The organism is Amycolatopsis saalfeldensis (genome assembly GCF_900110575.1).
GTDB classification, from domain to species: domain Bacteria; phylum Actinomycetota; class Actinomycetes; order Mycobacteriales; family Pseudonocardiaceae; genus Amycolatopsis; species Amycolatopsis saalfeldensis.
Genome location: NZ_FOEF01000015.1, coordinates 155,027 through 172,993, shown reverse-complemented (window position 1 = coordinate 172,993; position 17,967 = coordinate 155,027). Strand labels below are relative to the sequence as shown.

16 protein-coding genes are annotated in these 17,967 nt (G+C 71.0%); 12 read left to right on the top strand and 4 right to left on the bottom strand.

The genetic code is table 11. The annotated features are described in order from the left end of the window. Window positions 1-130 precede the first annotated feature (130 nt). The 4 genes from BMY97_RS29815 to BMY97_RS29800 are packed head-to-tail and all read left to right on the top strand — an operon-like array spanning window position 131 to window position 4,010. Window positions 131-1,654 (top strand): flavin-containing monooxygenase, encoded by a 1,524-nt coding sequence (locus BMY97_RS29815; RefSeq protein ID WP_091622993.1) that lies wholly within the window; start codon window positions 131-133, stop codon window positions 1,652-1,654. Beyond that, a complete protein-coding gene (locus BMY97_RS29810; RefSeq protein WP_091622991.1) occupies window positions 1,654-2,568 on the top strand; it encodes an alpha/beta fold hydrolase in 915 nt (304 codons plus the stop codon). Before BMY97_RS29815 ends, BMY97_RS29810 begins: the two co-directional genes overlap by 1 nt. Next, window positions 2,565-3,410, top strand: a complete 846-nt coding sequence (locus BMY97_RS29805) for an SDR family NAD(P)-dependent oxidoreductase (RefSeq protein ID WP_091622989.1) — start codon at window positions 2,565-2,567, stop codon at window positions 3,408-3,410. Before BMY97_RS29810 ends, BMY97_RS29805 begins: the two co-directional genes overlap by 4 nt. A gap of 45 nt (window positions 3,411-3,455) precedes the next feature. Next, window positions 3,456-4,010, top strand: a complete 555-nt coding sequence (locus BMY97_RS29800) for a glycerol-3-phosphate responsive antiterminator (RefSeq protein WP_245787566.1) — start codon at window positions 3,456-3,458, stop codon at window positions 4,008-4,010. Between the two features lie 8 nt (window positions 4,011-4,018). Here the strand turns inward: BMY97_RS29800 and BMY97_RS29795 are convergent, their stop codons facing one another. Genes BMY97_RS29795 through BMY97_RS29780 form a run of 4 tightly spaced genes read right to left on the bottom strand, consistent with a single transcriptional unit; the run spans window position 4,019 to window position 8,944 of the window. After that, window positions 4,019-5,383, bottom strand: coding sequence for an FGGY-family carbohydrate kinase (locus BMY97_RS29795; protein ID WP_091622984.1), 1,365 nt, complete (start codon window positions 5,381-5,383; stop codon window positions 4,019-4,021). Further along, window positions 5,383-6,828 carry an FAD-binding oxidoreductase gene (locus BMY97_RS29790; protein ID WP_091622981.1) on the bottom strand — a complete coding sequence of 482 codons (1,446 nt, stop codon included), beginning with the start codon at window positions 6,826-6,828 and terminating at the stop codon, window positions 5,383-5,385. The genes BMY97_RS29795 and BMY97_RS29790 overlap by 1 nt, the downstream gene beginning before the upstream one ends. Before the next feature lie 29 nt (window positions 6,829-6,857). Next, window positions 6,858-7,634 carry an SDR family oxidoreductase gene (locus BMY97_RS29785; RefSeq protein ID WP_091622980.1) on the bottom strand — a complete coding sequence of 259 codons (777 nt, stop codon included), beginning with the start codon at window positions 7,632-7,634 and terminating at the stop codon, window positions 6,858-6,860. 29 nt (window positions 7,635-7,663) lie between these two features. After that, window positions 7,664-8,944, bottom strand: a complete 1,281-nt coding sequence (locus BMY97_RS29780; protein ID WP_143086337.1) for an MFS transporter — start codon at window positions 8,942-8,944, stop codon at window positions 7,664-7,666. A 409-nt stretch (window positions 8,945-9,353) separates the two neighbouring features. Between BMY97_RS29780 and BMY97_RS29775 the strand changes: the two genes are divergently transcribed. The 8 genes from BMY97_RS29775 to BMY97_RS29740 all read left to right on the top strand — a co-directional run bounded on the left by BMY97_RS29775 (window position 9,354) and on the right by BMY97_RS29740 (window position 17,926). Continuing rightward, window positions 9,354-10,475, top strand: coding sequence for a zinc-binding dehydrogenase (locus BMY97_RS29775; RefSeq protein WP_177231604.1), 1,122 nt, complete (start codon window positions 9,354-9,356; stop codon window positions 10,473-10,475). After that, window positions 10,472-11,263: an IclR family transcriptional regulator gene (locus tag BMY97_RS29770; RefSeq protein WP_091622977.1), complete on the top strand. Its 792-nt coding sequence runs from the start codon at window positions 10,472-10,474 to the stop codon at window positions 11,261-11,263. The genes BMY97_RS29775 and BMY97_RS29770 overlap by 4 nt, the downstream gene beginning before the upstream one ends. A 23-nt stretch (window positions 11,264-11,286) precedes the next feature. Next, window positions 11,287-12,717, top strand: a complete 1,431-nt coding sequence (locus BMY97_RS29765) for an NAD-dependent succinate-semialdehyde dehydrogenase (RefSeq protein ID WP_091622976.1) — start codon at window positions 11,287-11,289, stop codon at window positions 12,715-12,717. A gap of 17 nt (window positions 12,718-12,734) precedes the next feature. Beyond that, window positions 12,735-14,075 (top strand): MFS transporter, encoded by a 1,341-nt coding sequence (locus tag BMY97_RS29760; RefSeq protein WP_143086336.1) that lies wholly within the window; start codon window positions 12,735-12,737, stop codon window positions 14,073-14,075. Further along, entirely contained in the window at window positions 14,076-14,588 is a 513-nt protein-coding gene (locus tag BMY97_RS29755; RefSeq protein WP_091622963.1) for a formaldehyde-activating enzyme, read from the top strand. A 55-nt stretch (window positions 14,589-14,643) separates the two neighbouring features. Beyond that, window positions 14,644-15,318, top strand: coding sequence for an alpha/beta hydrolase (locus tag BMY97_RS29750; protein ID WP_091622960.1), 675 nt, complete (start codon window positions 14,644-14,646; stop codon window positions 15,316-15,318). Window positions 15,319-15,442: 124 nt separating this feature from the next. Beyond that, on the top strand, window positions 15,443-16,687 hold the full coding sequence (locus tag BMY97_RS29745) for a family 43 glycosylhydrolase (protein ID WP_091622957.1): 1,245 nt from the start codon (window positions 15,443-15,445) through the stop codon (window positions 16,685-16,687). Window positions 16,688-16,711: 24 nt separating this feature from the next. After that, a complete protein-coding gene (locus tag BMY97_RS29740; protein WP_091622954.1) occupies window positions 16,712-17,926 on the top strand; it encodes an SGNH/GDSL hydrolase family protein in 1,215 nt (404 codons plus the stop codon). Window positions 17,927-17,967: the final 41 nt, after the last annotated feature.

Genomic DNA, 17,967 nt, shown 5'->3' with positions numbered 1-17,967 from the left:
CCCAGCTTCACCCGGCCATGGTGCACTGTGCACCACAAGACGTCCGATCTGGTGCCGATTCCCCTTGGCCAACCGCCGCCGCGCACCGCACCATGCAAGGGCCGACCACCACCGTTGGGAGTTGCCGCCGATGTCCTCTGCCTCCGAGCCGCCCGCTGCCGAACACCTCGACGTCCTGATCATCGGGGCCGGGATCTCCGGCATCGGCGCGGCGTACTACCTGCAGCGGGACCATCCGCACCGCTCGTTCGCGCTGCTCGAGGCGCGCGGGGCGATCGGCGGGACCTGGGACCTGTTCCGCTACCCCGGCATCCGGTCGGACTCCGACCTCTACACGTTCGGCTACGAGTTCAAGCCGTGGCGGGACGAGGACGCGATCGCCGACGCCCACAAGATCCTCGACTACCTCCACGAGACCACCGCCGAGCACGACCTCGACCGCCGGGTCCGGTTCCACCACAAGGTCGTGGCCGCGTCGTGGTCCTCGGAGCAGGCGCGGTGGACAGTGGACATCGAGCGCACCGACACCGGCGAACGCACGAAACTGACCTGCGACTGGCTGTTCAGCGCCGGCGGGTACTACCGCTACGACGAGGGGTTCACCCCGCGTTTCGAGGGCCGCGAGCGGTTCGCCGGGACGATCGTCCACCCGCAGCACTGGCCCGAGGACCTCGACTACGCGGGCAAGCGCGTCGTGGTCATCGGCAGCGGCGCCACCGCGGTCACCCTCGTGCCGGCGATGGCGCCGACCGCCGGGCACATCACCATGCTGCAGCGGACCCCGAGCTACATCCTGCCGGTGTCGAAGAGCGACGGCCTCGCCGTCCGGCTCAAGCAGGTCTTCGGCGACGAGCGCGGGCACGCCATGGCCCGGTCGCTGGGCGCCTTCCGGCAGCGGGCGATCTGGCGGTTCACCCAGCGGTTCCCGAAGGCCTCGCGGCGGCTGATCCGCTGGATCACCACCAAGCAGCTGCCCGCGGGCTATCCGGTCGACGAGCACTTCAACCCGCCGTACGACCCGTGGGACCAGCGGCTGTGCCTGGTCCCGGACGGCGACCTGTTCCGGTCCATCCGCACCGGCGAAGCCGACATCGTGACCGACCGGATCACCACCTTCACCGAGAAGGGCCTGCTGCTGGAATCCGGCCGGGAGCTCGAGGCGGACGTCATCGTCACCGCCACCGGGCTGAACCTGCAGCCCTTCGGCGGCCTCGACCTGACCGTCGACGGCGAGCCGGTGCGCCTCGCGGATACGGTGACCTACAAGGGAATGATGCTCTCCGGGGTGCCGAACCTGGCCTTCTCCATCGGCTACACCACCTCGTCGTGGACGCTGAAGGTCGGCCTGCTCTGCGAGCACTTCTGCCGGCTGCTCGCGCACATGGACGCCCACGGCCACACCGTCTGCCGCCCCGAGCCCGCCGACCCGGCCATGCCGAAGCGGCCGTTCCTCAACTTCGGCGCCGGCTACGTCCAGCGCGTCGTGGACCAGCTGCCCCGGCAGGGCGACCGGCTGCCGTGGCTGACTTCGATGGACTACCACTCCGACGTCAAACGGCTGCGCAAGGGCAGCGTGGCCGACCCCGAGCTGCAGTTCTCGCGCGCCACGCAGCTCGCGCCCGCCGCGCGCCCGGCCGACGCGGTGACCGGCTGATGCCCGCCGACCGGTTCGCCGACGTCCCGGCCGGGCCGCGCCTCTGCTACCGCGTCGAGGGGCCGGAAGACGGGCCGACGCTGCTGCTGATCGCCGGGCTGGGCCTCGACCTCACCTCGTGGCCACAGCGGCTGGTCGACGGGTTCACCGGCCACGGCTTCCGCGTGATCCGCTTCGACAACCGCGACGCCGGCCGGTCGAGCCGCATCGCCACCCCGTCTCCCGGCCGGCTGAGGCAACTCCTGGCGCGGCCGCGACCCGGCGCGTACGACCTCGGCGACCTGGCGGCCGACACGATCGAGCTGCTCGACCACCTCGGCGTCGGGCGCGCGCATCTGGCCGGGATGTCGATGGGCGGGATGATCGCCCAGACCGTCGCGGCGCGGCACCCCGGCCGCGTCGCCACGCTCACCTCCATCTTCTCCACCACCGGGAATCCGCGAGTCGGCCGGCCCGCCCGCTCGACGATCCTCCGCCTGGCGAAGGGCCCGGCCCGGACCGCCGAGGAATCGGCCGAGCGGCACCTGTCCCTGCTGTCGCACATCGGCTCGAAGACGTTCCCGCCCGACGAGGCGCTCGAACGGGCCTGGGCCACGGCGGTGTGGGAACGCAGCGGCGGCGTCAACCCCGGGGTGCCGCGCCAGATCAGCGCCATCCAGTCCTCGGGTGACCGCACCGCCGAGCTGCGCCGCATCACCGCCCCGACGCTCGTGGTGCACGGCGACGCCGACCTCATGGTCCACCCGAGCGGCGGCCGGGCCACCGCGCAGGCCGTCCCGGGCGCGCGCCACGTCGAAATCACCGGGATGCGCCACCATCTCGCGCCCGGGGTGCTCGACCGCCTGGTGGAACTCACCACCGAACTGGCGCACACCGCCGAAACGCCGAAGACCCGCACCGGAGGAACCCGATGAGCAGTGTGCGTGGCAAGGTCGCGGCAGTGACCGGGGCCGGCTCCGGGATCGGCCGGCAGCTGGCGTTCGAACTCGCCCGCCGCGGCGCGCGGGTCGCGGTCTCCGACGTCGACGACCTCGGCCTCGCCGAGACCGCGGACCGGCTCAAAGCCCTCGGTGCCGAGGTCCACGCCGCGCACCTCGACGTCAGCGACCGCGAGGCCGTCGAGGCTTACGCGTCGGCCGTCGCGGAGCATTTCGGTGTGGTGCACCAGATCTACAACAACGCCGGGGTCAGCGGCGGGCGCGGCGGAGTCCTCGACAACGACTGGGCCGACTACGAGCGGGTGCTCGGGATCAACCTCTTCGGCGTCATCCACGGCACCAAGGCGTTCCTGCCGCACCTGATCGCTTCCGGCGACGGGCACGTGGTGAACGTCTCCAGCCTCAACGGGATCATGGCGCAGCCCTCGCTCAGCGACTACTCCGCCGCCAAGTTCGGCGTCCGCGGCTTCACCGAGAGCCTGCGCGCCGAGATGCTGCTGGCCCGCCACCCGGTGCAGGTCGGCGTCGTCCATCCCGGCGGGGTCAAGACCAACATCGCGAACGCGGGCATCGAACGCGCCCGCGAGCAGGGAAACCTCACACCACGCGCCGAAGCGCGAGCGCGCGTCTACAACGAAAAGCTGCTGAAGATGCCCCCCGAAGAGGCCGCCAGCATCGTGCTCGACGGCGTCGAAGCGGACCGCCCCCGCATCCTGGTCGGCAACGACGCCAAAGCCATCGACCTGCTCATCCGCCTGTTCCCCCGGCTGTACCCGAAGGTGGCCGTCCGGTTCGAGCGGCGGACGATGGCGTCCTAGGGTCCGCTCCCGGTCGGGAGTGTCCGGGAGTGTCATAGTGGAGTGGTGCACGAACTCCTCTTGGACCATCCGGTCGTCGCGAGTGTCAAGGACGAGGCTGGGCTGCGGGCGGTCACCGAGGTGGAAGCGCCGGTGGTGTTCCTGCTCTTCGGGTCGATCCTGACGCTGCCGGGGCTGGTCGAGCGGCTGCGCGCGGCCGGGAAGACCGTGCTGGTGAACGTGGACCTGATCGAGGGACTGGTCAGCCGGGACATCGCCGTGGACTTCGTGGCCGAGCGGACGCAGGCCGAAGGGGTGCTGAGCAGCAAGGCGGCCATCGTGAAGGCGGCCAAGGCGCGCGGGCTGCTCGCGGTGCACCGCTTCTTCCTGGTCGACTCGTTCTCCTACCACAACCTCGGCAAGCAGCTGGCGATCTCCCGGCCCGACTACATCGAGATCCTGCCCGGCTGCGTGCCCCGGGTGATCACCTGGCTGCGCGCCGACACCGAGGTGCCGATCATCGCCGGCGGCCTGGTCTGCGACAAGGACGACGTGCTGGCCGCGCTCGGCGCCGGCGCGACCGCGATCGCTTCGTCCAATGTGGACGTCTGGTCGATGTAGGACCGGCTTCACTCCCCCTTCGAGGCTAGCCAGGTGAACAGCGGGTCGGTGTGGCCGGGCAGCTCCCGGTACACCTCGCCCAGCCTCCGGTAACGCTCGTGGGTCACCGGGTCGGGCACGAACTCCGCCCCGGGCGCGACCAGCGCCGCCACCGCCTCGTCGAAGCCGTCGAACAGGCCCAGGCCGACGCCCGCGCAGATCGCCGAGCCCAGCTCCGCCCCACCCTGCGCCCGCCGCGCCGGCCGGTCGAAGGCGTCGGCGACGATCTGCATCAGCACGTCCGAGCCTGCGCCGCCGCCGGAGACCAGCACCCGCGAGAATTCCGTGCCCAGCTCCGCTGCCATGGCGTTCCCGTTGCCGTGCAAGGTGAGCGCGACCGCCTCCAGCACGGCCCGGTAGAGGTGGAACGGTCCCTGCCGGCCGTCGAACCCGAGGAACGCACCGCGGCGGAACGGCGCCTCGACGGGCGCGAGCCAGTCGAGCACCGCGATGAGGCCGTCGGACCCCGCGGGCACGGTCGCCGCGCCCGCGTTCAGCCATTCCTCCTCGCCCAGCAGGTCGCGCAGCCAGCTGACCGTCCACATGCCACGCCGGATGCCCTCACTCTCATACAGGTACGAGTGCGGCCGGCAGGCGAAATTCGTCCAGAACGCCTTGGCGTCACGGACATTCCGCGCGCCGGTGGTCATGCCGGCGATGTAGGTGCCGAGTGACAGCAGGAGGGTGCGGTCGTCGGACAGGCCGCTGCCCAGTGCCTCCACCGCCTTGTCGTTGGCGGTGGCGAACACCGGCAGCCCTTCCGGCAGCCCGGTGTGCGCCGCCGCCGAGGCCGTCACGGTGCCGAGCCGGTCGCCGGGCTGCACCAGTTCGAACAGCATCTCGCGCGGGATGTCCGGCTCCGGCACCCAGTCCCAGGTGTCCGTGTCGATCGGCCACACGCCCTGGTAATTCGCCGCGGTGTCACGGAACTGCCCGGTCAGCCGCGCGGTGATGTAGCCCGAAGACGCGGTGACGTAACGGACTTCCGGGTTCGTGTGCTCGTACGGCCGCGATACCCGCTCGTCCATCCAGCTCAGCACCGGCTGGGCGAGCGTGCCGTCGGCGCGCAGCATCGCGCGGCAGAACCGGATGGTGCACAGCCCGACGCCGAGGATGTCTTCGGGCCGCCCGTCGAACGCGTCCAGCGCCGCGCGGGTGGCCGCGCCGATCGAGTCCCACAGGTCGTCGTCCGGGTGCTCGACGACGCCCGGGCGCGGGGTGTCGTTGGGCCGCAACGGAACCCGGGCCCGGGCGTGCACCTTGCCGTGCTCGTCGAAGACGGTGACCTTGGTGCTCTGCGAGCCGTTGTCGATCCCGAGGAGGTAGCCGGTCATCACCGGTCCCCGACCGGGAAGACGGTGCCCGGGTTCATGATCCCGTTCGGGTCGTAGGCCTCCTTGAGCTTGCGCAGCACCGGGTACGCGCTGCCGTGCTCCTGCTCGGTCCACGGCGCGCGGTACTTGCCGATGCCGTGGTGGTGGACCATCGAGCCGCCGCGGGCCAGCGTCTCCTCGACGATGATCGCGTTGAGCGGGATGTGGTACTTCGTGATCTCCTCGCGCGGCTCGCAGTTGATCCGGTAGTCGTAGACGAAGTACATGTTCGTGCCGGTCTGGTAGCTGTGCGAGGAGTGCCCGCCCAGCATGGTCAGGTCCTCGAAATGCGGGTACTCCTTGGTGATCCGGGAGATCACGGCGTCGTAGACGTCGCCGACCACCGACCAGTTCGCCGACACCTCGGTGGTGTAGCCCAGCCGGTGCTCGGCCAGCATGGTGTCCTGCTCGGCCTTGATCTTGTCCGGGCCCCAGTTGAGGTTGTCGAACCACGCGCGGATCAGCCCGGGGTCGACCCGCTCGTGCTGGTGGCGCTCGACGATCTGCTCGATCGCCGTGCTCGTCGCGTCCGCCAGCGGAGCGGGCCCCTCGGCGAGGAAAACGGCCACGCACTTGCCGTTCGCGAAGTGGGAGAAGTGCTGCGCGGCGTCCTGCTCGGAGTAGACCCGCGCGACCGACGGGTGGTAGCCCTCGGTGACGACCTCGCGCAGGATCTCGATCCCGGTCCGCACGTCGTCGAGCAGGTAGCCGTGGAAGCGGTTGTTCTCCGGCTGGTACTTGAACAGCTTCACGGTGACCTCGGTGACGAAGCACAGGGCGCCCTCGTTGCCGATCACCACGTGGCGGATGTCCGGCCCGGCCGCGCGGCGCGGCACGTTCTTCACCCGGCTGACCGCGCCGTCCGGGAACACCGCCTCCAGGCCGACCACCATGTCCTCGATCCCGCCGTACAGCGTGGAGAACTGGCCGATCGAGCGCGTGGCGACCAGCCCGCCCATCTGCGCCAGCGGCTTGGACTGCGGCGAGTGGCCGGTGGTCAGGCCCAGCTCGCGCACCCGGTCTTCGAGCACCTGCAGCGGGACGCCGCACTGCGCGGTGACCTGCATGTCCACCGGGTCGACGTCGAGGATCTCGTCCATTTCGGACCCGTCGAGCACGATCGTGCCCTCGAAGCTGGTCTCGAGCCCGCCCTCGGTGCCGGTGCGGCCGGTGCGCGGGACGACGTAAACACCGTGCTCGTTCGCGAAGGCCAGCACGGCGGCGACCTGCTCGGTGCTGCCCGCGCGCACGATGGCCAGCGGGAACGGGCCGTCGTAGATGTCGTGGACGGCGGTGTACTTCTTGAACCGGTCGACGCTCGCCTCGCGCAGCAGCCGCTCGTCGGTGTCCACGCGCTCGGGGCCGGCGATCTCGCGCAGCCGGTCGATGATGGCGGTCGTGTCCATGGTTTCCTGTGCTCCGTTCGTGGTTCGGTTCATCGGGTGAGGTAGCCGCCGTCGACGGTGAGGACGTGCCCGTTGACGTAGTCCGAGGCCCGGCTCGCCAGGAACACCACCGCGCCCATGAGGTCGCCCAGCTCGCCCCACCGGCCGGCCGGGATGTGGTCCAGGACGCGCTGGTTGGCCGCCGCGTCGGCGCGGGTCTGCTCGGTGATCGGGGTGGCGAAGTAGCCGGGTGCGATGGCATTGCACTGGACGTTGCTCGCGCCCAGCTCGTCGCAGTATGCCTTGGTGAAGCCGACGATGCCGTGTTTCGTCGCCGCGTACGCCGGGGACATCTGCCCGCCGAGGAACGAGAACAGCGAGGCGATGTTGACGATCTTGCCGTGCCCCTGCTCCGCCATCAGCCGCCCGGCGAGCCAGCCGAGTTCGAACGGCGCGGTCAGGTTGAGCGCGACCATCGGGTCCCACTGCTCCCGGCCGAACTCCCCGACCGGCGCGAGATTGCTGATGCCCGCGGAGTTGACCAGGATGTCGACCGAGCCGAAAGCGTCCACACAGGACTCGACGACGTGGGCCGGCGCCCCCGGCTCGGTGAGGTCGGCCTTCACCGTCTCCAGCCGGGCACCGGTCGCCTCGACCAGGCGCCGGGTCTCGCCGCCGTCGTCGATCACCGTCGGCGTGAACACGTTCGCACCGGCCTTGGCCAGCGCCACGGTGAACGCGCGCCCGAGCCCGGTGTTCCCGCCGGTGACGATGGCGTTGCGGCCGCGCAGCGAGAACAGGTCGAGGGAGAAGTCCTGGATTTCCAACGGAAGGGCCTTTCTTCAGGTACGGGTGTTCAGGTGAGGGCGGCCGCGCGTGGCAACGGCTCTTCGGCCGGTTCACGGCGCTGCACCCACAGGGTCAGCGAGGTCAGGGCGATGCCGATCAGGCCCGCGGCGGTGAGGACGCCGAACAGCGTGCCGTAGCCGCCGTGCGGGGCGGTGCCCGTGGACGCGTCGCCGATCCACCAGGCGACGAGTCCGGGCAGGAACGCGTCCGGCAGGTAGGCCAGCCCCGAGGCCAGGCCGATCACCCCGCCACGCTGGTCCGCCGGGATGCGGGCCTCGGTGATGCTCGCCCAGTAGACCCCGCGGCTGGCGAAGACCATGAGCGACAACACGAACATCAGGGTCAGCGCGGCCCACTGCAGCGCGGGCGCGCCCGGCAGGAACAGCAGGACCGCCACACACAGCGTCGCGCCGACGAAGGCGAGCCGCAGGAACCGCGGCGTCGAGTGGGTCACCTTGTCCACGGCGAACCCGCCGAGCGGCCCGGCGACGAACTGGAAGACGTAACTGCGCACCACCCCGAGCACGCCGATCAGCCCGGCCGTGACGCCGAAGTTGTGCTGCAGCAGCGGGGAGAAGTAGCCGAGTGTGGTGTAGAAGCAGTACATCAGCATGATCGAGCCGCCGAGCAGCCAGGTGTACTTGTTCCGCGCCGCCGCGAGCAGCTGGCGCACCGAAAGGGCCGAGCGCTCCCCAGCCGGGGACTCGCCGGCCTGGCCCCGCAGCGCGAACCAGATCAGCCCGGCCAGCACCAGGCAGAGGCCGCCGTAGACCGCGATGAGCGTGAGCACCCCGACCGTCGGCGCGAGCACGGTGCCGATCAGCAGCGCGCCGACGCCGCTGATCACCGTCGAGGTGACGCCGCGGATCGCTTCCAGGAAGCCGAAAAGCCGGCCCTGCTGCTCGGTGGGGCCGAACGAGCCGATCGCCTTCACCAGCGCGGGCCAGTACAGCGCCATGCCCGCGAAAGCCATCGCGATGTGCGCCAGCAGCACCGTGGCGTAGCCGGGCGAAACCGTGAGCGAGAGATCGGCGACGCCGGTGATGGCCAGTGCGGCGACGACCAGGGTGCGCGGGGCGAACCGGTCGGCGAACCAGCCGCCGGCGAAGTACATGACCGCGGCCACGGCGCCGAACACCGACATGATGTCGCCGTATTCCTGCGAGGTGAGGCCGAGGGCGTGGTACGTCGGTTCCAGGAACACGAACCGGATGTAGGCGACCTGGAAAATCACGCCGCCGGACATGCACAGCAGCAGATAACTCAGGCGCCTGCGCGCACCGCTCACTTTCGACCACCTCACTGTGGGACAACGCTGTGGAACAACGCTCTGGGAAAATACCGTGGGGATATCAGGGCACAAAAAAAGAGAACAGAAATCCCCTGCGATGAAATGGGGTTACTGTTCTCTGAGGTCTCTAGTAACTGAAGTATTCGGTTGTGGTTACGCCAGCGTAACCACAGGTCTCCCCGCCTGTCAAGCGCCGTCCACCCGACGGGTTTCCCCAGTTAGAGACCGGTCTCGCGCCGTCCGAGCGGCCGGCGAACCCGCACCGCCGGACCTATTGACACTCCAGGGAACCCGTACTCATACTCGACGCCGGCCCAAGGGGAACGCGTTCCACATATGGAACAAACACCGTTCGGGTGGCCCATCTTCATTACTCCACAGACTCACCTCGCGAGGAGCTACTCGAATGGAAACTCTTGCTGCCGTTCTCGAGGAGACCGGCGGTCCGCTCACCTTCCGCACGCTCACGCTCGACGACCCGGCGCCCGGCGAGGTCGCCGTGAAGATCGCCGCGACGGGTGTGTGCGCCAGCGACGCGCACACCATCAGCGGGCGGATCCCCTCGCCCCTGCCGGCCGTCCTCGGGCACGAGGGCGCGGGTGTGGTCACCGCGGTCGGCGCCGGGGTCGCGCACGTCGCGGCCGGCGACCACGTCGCGCTGTCCTGGCTGCCGAGCTGCGGCCGGTGCCGCTACTGCCAGGCGGGCCGGCCGGTGCTCTGCGCCGCCAGCGCCCCCGCGCTGCTCGGCGGCACCCTTCTCGACGGCACCGTCCGCCTGCACGACGGCGGCCGGGACGTCTACCACTATTCGTTCCTGTCCACCTTCGCCGAGCACACGGTGGTCCCCGCCGCGAGCGCGATCAAGATCCCGGACTCGGTGCCGCTGCCGGTCGCCGCGCTGGCCGGCTGCGGCGTGCTGACCGGTTACGGCGCCGTGGTCAACCGCGCGCGGGTCGCGCCGGGCGACGCGGTGCTGGTGTACGGCGCGGGCGGCGTCGGGCTCAGCGCGATCATGGCCGCGAAGCTCTCCGGGGCGGACCACATCGTCGTCGTGGAGCCGCACCCGGGCAAACGGGACGGGGCCACGGTCTTCGGCGCCACCCGGGTGCTGAGCCCGGACGACAACGTGGTCGCCGAGGTCCGGGCGCTCACCGGCGGGCAGGGCGCCGACGTGACCATCGACGCCGTCGGCAAGGAAGGCTTGCTGGAACAGGCTTTCGACGCCACCGCCCCGGGCGGCACGGTCGTGTGTGTCGGCGTTCCCGCCGCCACGGCGTACGCGAGTGTCCCCGCCGCGCGGTTCGTGCGCGAGGAGAAGTACCTGACCGGCAGCCTCTACGGGTCCAGCCGGCCCACCCAGGACATCCCCAAGCTGCTCAACCTGTTCCACACCGGCAAGCTGCCGATCGACAAGCTGATCTCGAAGACCTATGCGTTCGGGGAGATCAACACCGCGTTCGCCGACCTGACCGGCGGGTCCAACCGCCGCGGCGTCGTGATCGTCGACGAGGAGCTGGCCGGCCGGTGAACCTCGAAGCAGCCGGTGTGCCCGTTCCGGCGGAGCGGGAACCGGGCAAGCGCAGTCCTGCCGTGGCGCAGGCGTTCGCGGTCCTCGACGCGCTCGCCGAGCGGCGGCGCGGGCTGCGGCTGAGTGAGCTCGCGGTGGCCGTCGGCGCGCCGAAGAGCTCGGTGCACCGGCTGCTGGCCACGATGGGCGAGCTGGGCGTCACCCGCAAAACCGGTGACGGCCGGTTCGTCGTCGGGCCGCGGATGGCCGCGTACGCCGAGCCGGCAGGCGGGGAGCTGACCGGGCTGCTCGGCATGTTCTACACGTGCGCGGAGCAGATCCGGGACCGCCAGGACGAGACCGTCCAGCTCGCGGTGCTGTCCGGGGCCGAGGTCACCTTCATCGCGCACGTCGACACCACGAAGCCGGTGCGGCTGCAGACCCGCGTCGGGCGGCAGCTGCCGGCGCACGCGTCCGCGAGCGGCAAGGCGATCCTCGCCTTCCGCGGCGAGGAGGACCTGCGGCCGGTCCTCGCCACCGGGCTGCCGCGGCTGACCGGGGCCACCCTGTGCGAGGAGCCGGCACTGCGCGCGGAACTCGCCCTGGTCCGGGAACGCGGCCACGCCACCGAAGTCGAGGAGATGACGGCGAACCTGTCGTGCTTCTCGGCGCCGGTGCTGGACGGCGACGGCCGCGCGGTCGCCGCCGTGACCGCCTGCGTGCCCGCGAACTCGGTGTCCCCCGACCGGGCCCGGATCCTGATCGACGAGGTCCGCCGGGCCGCGGCCGAGCTGGCCCGCCACCGGTGACCCCTGAACCGAAAGGTGAAGACATGCAAGGAAAGACCGTCCGGCTGTACGTCGGCGGCGAGTGGGTCGAAACCGGCGCCACGTTCACCGTCGAGGACCCCGCCACCGGCGAGCGGATCGCCGAAGTCGCCGACGCGGGACCGGAGCACGCCCTCGCCGCACTGGACGCGGCGCACGCCTCGCGGGCGGAACTCGCCGCGAGCAGCCCGCGCACCCGGGCGGGCTGGCTGCGGGCGGCGTTCGACGCGGTGCTGGCCCGGACCGAAGAGTTCGCCGAGACCATCACCCGCGAAATGGGGAAACCGCTCGCGCAGTCACGCGGGGAGGTCGCGTACGGCGCCGAGTTCCTGCGCTGGTTCGCGGAGCAGGCCGCCCACCTGCACGGCGGCTTCGCGGTCTCGCCGGACGGTGCCTCGCGCATCGTCACCACGCACCGGCCGGTCGGCCCGGCGCTGCTGATCACACCGTGGAACTTCCCGCTCGCCATGCTGACCCGCAAGCTGGGCGCGGCACTGGCCGCGGGCTGTCCCGTCCTGCTCAAGCCCGCCGAGCAGACGCCGCTGACCGCGGCCCTGCTCACCGAGATCCTCGACGGCCTCGGACTGCCCGAGGGCGCCGTCAGCCTGCTCACCACCACCCGCGCGCCCGAGCTGTCAGCCGCGCTGATGGCCGACGACCGGCTCCGAAAGGTGTCGTTCACCGGCTCCACCGCCGTCGGCTCGGCGCTCATCCGGCAGTCGGCGCACCACGTCCAGCGGACCTCGATGGAGCTGGGCGGCAACGCGCCGTTCCTGGTGTTCGACGACGCCGGCCTCGAAGCCGCGCTGGACGGCGCGATGCTGGCGAAGTTCCGCAACGGCGGCGAGTCCTGCGTCGCCGCGAACCGGTTCCTCGTGCACCGCGCGGTCGCCGAGGAGTTCACCGCGCGGTTCACCGAACGGGTCCGGGAACTCAAGCCCGGCAACGGTTTCGACCCCGCGTCGACGCTCGGCCCGCTGATCGATGCCCGGCAGCGGGACAAGGTGACGGAGCTGGTCCGGGACGCGGTCGCGCACGGCGCCAAGGCGGTCACCGGCGGGGAGCCGATCGACGGGCCCGGGTACTTCTTCGAGCCCACTGTGCTCACCGGCGTGGACCCGGCGCACCGCGTGATGCAGGAGGAGATCTTCGGGCCGGTCGCGCCGATCGCGGTCTTCGACACCGAGGCCGAGGCGGTCGAGCTGGCCAACGCCACGCCGTACGGGCTGGTCGCCTTCGTCTACACGCGCGACCTCTCGCGCGCGGTGCGGGTCGCGGAGGCGTGCGAGACCGGCATGGTCGGGATCAACCGCGGGATCGTTTCGGAGCCGGCCGCGCCCTTCGGCGGGGTCAAGGCCTCCGGGCTCGGCCGGGAAGGCGGGCGAAGCGGCATCGAGGAGTACCTCGAGACCGGCTATTTCGCGCTCGGCCTGTGAAGGGCGGTGATCCGGCGATGACCACGATCTCCCGCGCCGGCGCCGGCGCGGTGAACGCGCGGCGCACCCGGTTCCTGCGCCGGCTGACGGTGGCCACCGGCGGCGGCATGTTCCTCGACGGGTTCGTGTTCGCCTGCATCGCGGTGGCCGTGGCGGGCAAGGCGTTCCGCGCCGACCTGCACACGACGCCGGTGTGGCTGGGCCTGATCTCCGCGTCCACTCTGGTCGGCACCATCATCGGCGGGCCGCTCGGCGGGTACTGCACCGACCGGTTCGGCCGGCGGCCGATGTTCACCGCCGACCTGTGCGTTTTCCTGGTCTCCTCGGCGCTGCTGTTCTTCGTGCGGGCTCCATGGCAGATCGTGGCGCTCGGCGTGGTGATGGGCCTGGCGGTCGGCGCCGACTACGCGATCGGCTCGCCGATGCTGGGCGAGTTCACCCCGGCCCACAACCGCGGGCGCTACCTCGGCGTGCTGGAGATCCTCTGGAACGTCGGTTACGTGCTGGCGTTCTTCCTCGGCTTCCTGATCACCCGCATCGATCCGGGGGCCTGGCGGTACGCGCTGGCGCTCGGCGTGGTCCCGGCCGCGATCGTGCTCGCCCTCCGCCACGGCCTCCCGGAATCCCCGCGCTGGCTGATGTCCCAGGGGCGGCACGCCGAGGCGCGCGCCATCCTGATGGAGCACCTCGCGCTCGACCCGCACTCCCCCGAGTTCGCCGACGAGCCGACCGGCGAAGCGGGCTACCGGACCCTGTTCGGGCGGGAGTACCTGGCGCGCACGGTGTTCTGCTGCGTGTTCTGGATCTGCATCGTGCTGCCGTACTTCGCCATCACGTTCTTCCAGGCCGACATCCTGACCACGCTGGGCATCTCGGACCCGGTGCTCACCGCGGTGTTCGGCACCTGCACGGCACTGGCGGGCGCGGTGCTCGGGTGGTCCCTGGTGGACCGGATCGGCCGCCGGAAGATCCTCATCGCGCCGATGTTCGTCACCGCGCTGATGCTCTCGATCGTCGCGGGTGGACAGTGGCTGCCGCATTCCCTTGTGGTGCCGGCGTTCTTCGGCTACCTCTTCGCCTACGGGGTGATGAGCATCCTGCCCGGGGTGTACCCGCTGGAGGTCTTCCCGACCTCGGTGCGCACCACCGGCATGGGCGTCGCGGCGGCGGCCTCGCGGATCGGCTCCGCGATCGGCACGTTCCTGCTGCCCTTGGCACTGGCCGCGTTCGGCCTGCTGCCCACCATGGGCTTGATGGTCGCCGTCTGCCTGATCGGCGGCCTCAGCTCCCTCGCGCTCGCCCCGGAGACGCGCGGCCGCGCGCTGTCGGTCTCCGGCGGCCCACGGAAAGGACTCTGAATGACCGACCTCGACGGCCGCACCGCCCAGGCCTGGGGCGGCGCCAACCCCGACGGCGTCCACCTCAACGTGGTGCTGGCCCGCCGCGGCTCCCCCACCGCGGCCACGATGACCGGCGCCTTCGCCTCCCCCACGGCCGGTTTCACCCCGATCCTGGTGTGCGTCGGCGAGGACCAGCCGTCGTACCGGACAATCCACCCGCCGACGATCATGCTGAACAAAACGGAGTCGCCCACCGAGGCCTTGGTGAACCTCGTGTCGGGCGCCTGCCAGGTCGGGATCGCCCAGGGCGTCCTGGATTCCGTGGCCGACGGGGTGCTCGCCGGGGACCAGGAAACGCTGGTGTTCGCCGCGGTTTGGCTCAATCCGGAGGCCACCCGCGGTGACGCCGTCCGGGCCGCCGCCCGCGAGGCGATGCGCAAGGGCGTGCGCGAGGCGGCGTCCGGCCATGACCTCACCGCGGAGCTGGTGGCGGGGCGGAACCGGGTGACGCATCCGTTCTACACGCCCTGAGGGGGACCTTCACGGGGTCCTCGCCCGCATCGCGATCACCGGTTACCGTGCTCCCATGCCGGACACTCCGATCGTGCTGGTCCACGGTTCGTACCACCAGCCCGCCCATTACACACCGCTGGTCAGCCGGCTCACCGAGATCGCCGGGAGCGTGAGCGTGCCGGACATCGGCCTGCTGCCGTTGCCGGAAAGCATCAAGCTCGTGCAGGACATCGTGGACCGGGCCGCGGCGCCGCCGGTGGTCGTGGGCCACTCGTTCGGCGGCGCGGTCGCCGGTTCCCTGCGCGGGGTCCGGCGGATGGTCTTCCTGTCCGGATGGGTGCTCGACGTCGACGAGACCGCCGTCGGATGGCTGGCCGAGGATCCCGCCGGCGGGTCGGAATTCGCGCAGGCACTGCGTTTCTCCGAGGACGGCGCCCAGGCCCGGATCGATCCCGGGGCCGCGACGAGCCTCTTTTACGCCGATTGCCCGCCCGATGTGGCGGCGCACGCGGTCGAACTGCTGCGCCCCGACACGGTGCTCAACTTCCAGTTGAGCCCGACCGCCGCCGAATGGAAACACACCCCTTCGCTTTATGTCGCGACCCGCCGCGACCGCACCTGGCCACCGGCCCTCGTCACGGAATTCTCCCGCCGCTGCACCGAAACCGTCACCGTCGACACCGGCCACTCGCCCTACCTCAGCGCCCCGGACCGCATCGCCGGGATCATCGGCGAATGCCTGGAATGAGAAGCGGGGGACCTTGACAGGGTCCCCCACGCCATCCTTTCCGCCATTAGTCTCGGACTCGAGATCGTGCCGCGCCCGCACGAAACGAACGAATCCCTGCGAATTCCGGCGAAAGGACCTGACCGTGCGCCGTACGCTCTGGCGAATCGCGCTCACCGCCGTCACCACCGTCGGCCTGACCACCGCCTGCTCGACCACACCGACCGAATCGGCCCCGGCCGGCCCGGCCCAGCTCATCCAGCCGATGACCAAGGTGACCACCCAGCCGCGCCAGGGCTACTACTCCGACCCGTACCCGATCCGCGTCGCCAAGCCGGGCACGCTCCCGCAGTCCTTTTCCGGTACCACCAGCGAGCTGCTGAGCTGCGCGGGAACCCCGACGAAGGGCTGTTTCCAGGCCACTCCGATGACGGTGTCCATCGGGCCGTCCCTCACCGCGCAGCTGGCCGGCTCCACCCTGCGGAACCGGATCAACAACAACGTCTTCCAGGACGATTCGGGCGCCTGGCAGCTGGCCGTGACCTATTACGTGGCCAATCCCCGTTATCCCCAGGCGAAGGCGTGGACCGCGGTCGTGCACGCCCGTCCCGCGCAGGCGTCCGGCACCGCAGTGCCCACGGACTGGGTCGCCGACTCACTGGTGGCCGGCGACTTCACCAAGCCCACCAAGGCGAATTACGACGGGAAGTACTTCCAGGACAACGGGAAGCTGTACCTGGTCTACAGTGAACGGCTCACCGACAACCCCGCGCGGGACGGCATCGTCGCGCAGCCCATGGCCACCGCGGCCATCCCCGCGCCCGGCAAGCCCACCGTGCTCCTGGCGCCCGGCGACTTCCGGTCCGAACTCTTCTTCGGACTGGACCAGCCGGCCACGTTCAAACTGATCGAAACCGGGAACATCACCCAGGTCAACGGCAAGTACGTGATGGCCTACTCCACCGGCGAGTACGACGATCCGGGCTACAAGATCGGGCTCGCCTGGTCGGACACGTTCCTGCCCGCCGCCGGGGCCGGCTACCGGAAGCTGACCATGCCCGACCCCACCGGCGTCTGGGGCACCCCGAACCACGCGGAAGTCCGGTACCTGCTGCAGTCGCAGGAGTCGAAGTGGCCGAACTACATCGCCAAGACCGTGGTCGCGCCCGGGGTGCCTGCGGTGATCCAGGACAACGGCCGCTGGTACTTGACCTTCGCCGGGTACCAGCCGGCGGACGCGGTGGTCGACCCGAAGACCGGGCACTTCCCGCCGTCGTCGCGAAGGCCGTACTTCGCGCCGCTGGCCGTGCGCATCCCTCCGAACGCGACAGTGGAGCAGACTTCCGAGGCCGATCTGGCGAACTGGCTTACGATCAGCGCGGCTTCGTAGCGCCGCCGGAAGAGGAGGACCAGTATGCGGCGACGGCACTCCACCGCGTTTCGCACCGCGGCGACGCTGCTCCTCGGTGCCGGTGTCCTGTGCTCCTGTTCGACCGGCCCGCCGCCGGCCCCGTCGGCCGACGCGTGCGGGACGGCGGCGCCGGCCGGACCGGTCGACACCTGGACCGCCGCACCGGTCCGGCTCAGCGGCCCCTACCAGGACAAGACGATCCGCGAGGTCGTGCACACCTCGATCGGCGGCACGTCCGTCCGATTGCGACTGTCGAACGCCTTCGGCACCACCGCGGTGCGGTTCGGCTCGGTGTGGGCCGGCGCGCAGTCCGACGGGGCCGCCCTCGCCGCGGGCTCGAACCAGCGGGTGCGCTTCGCCGGGGCGGACGCGACCACGGTCGCGGCCGGGGCCGAGGTCGTCAGCGACCCGGTGGACCTGACCGTGCGGCCCGGGGAAAACCTGTCGGTGAGCATCCACGTCGACGGCGGCACCGGCGACGTCACCGGGCACCTGCGGGCCCAGCAGCACGGCTGGTACGCCGACGGGGACGCCGGTGCCGACCCGTCCGCGGCGCGCTACACCCACCAGGTCGACCGCTGGTTCTGGCTGGACGCCGTCACCGTGCAGCCGGGCCGGCCCGCGCGCACCGTGGTCGCGCTCGGCGATTCGATCACCGACGGATTCCATTCCACAGTGGACGCCGAGCACCGCTGGCCGGACTACCTGGCCGTCCGGCTCGGGCCGTGCAGCCGGTTCGGCGTCGCCAACGAGGGCATCGCGGGCAACCGCGTCACCGCCAACGGCTCCGGGGTCAGCGCCGAGGCCCGGCTCCAGCGTGACGTCCTGGCGCAGCCGGACGCCGGCACGGTGATCTACCTCGAAGGCATCAGCGACATCGACAGCACGGTGAAGGCCGCCGATCAGCTGATCCAGGCCGACCGGCAGATCGTGGCACGCGCGCACGCGGCCGGGTTGCGCGTCGTCGGCGGCACCATCACCCCGTTCGACGGCTTCCACACGTATTCCCCCGCGACCGAGGGAATACGCGAAAGCGTCAATTCCTGGATCCGGGACAGCCGGACGTTCGACGCGGTGGCCGACTTCGACGCGGCCCTGCGCGATCCCGCGGATCCGCACCGGCTGCTGTCCCGGTACGACTCCGGTGATCACCTCCACCCCGGGGATTCGGGCTATCAGGCGATGGCCGGCGCCGTCCCGCTCGACGCCCTCGGCTGATTCCCGCTGGTCGAGGGGGACCCTGCCAGGGTCCCTCCGAC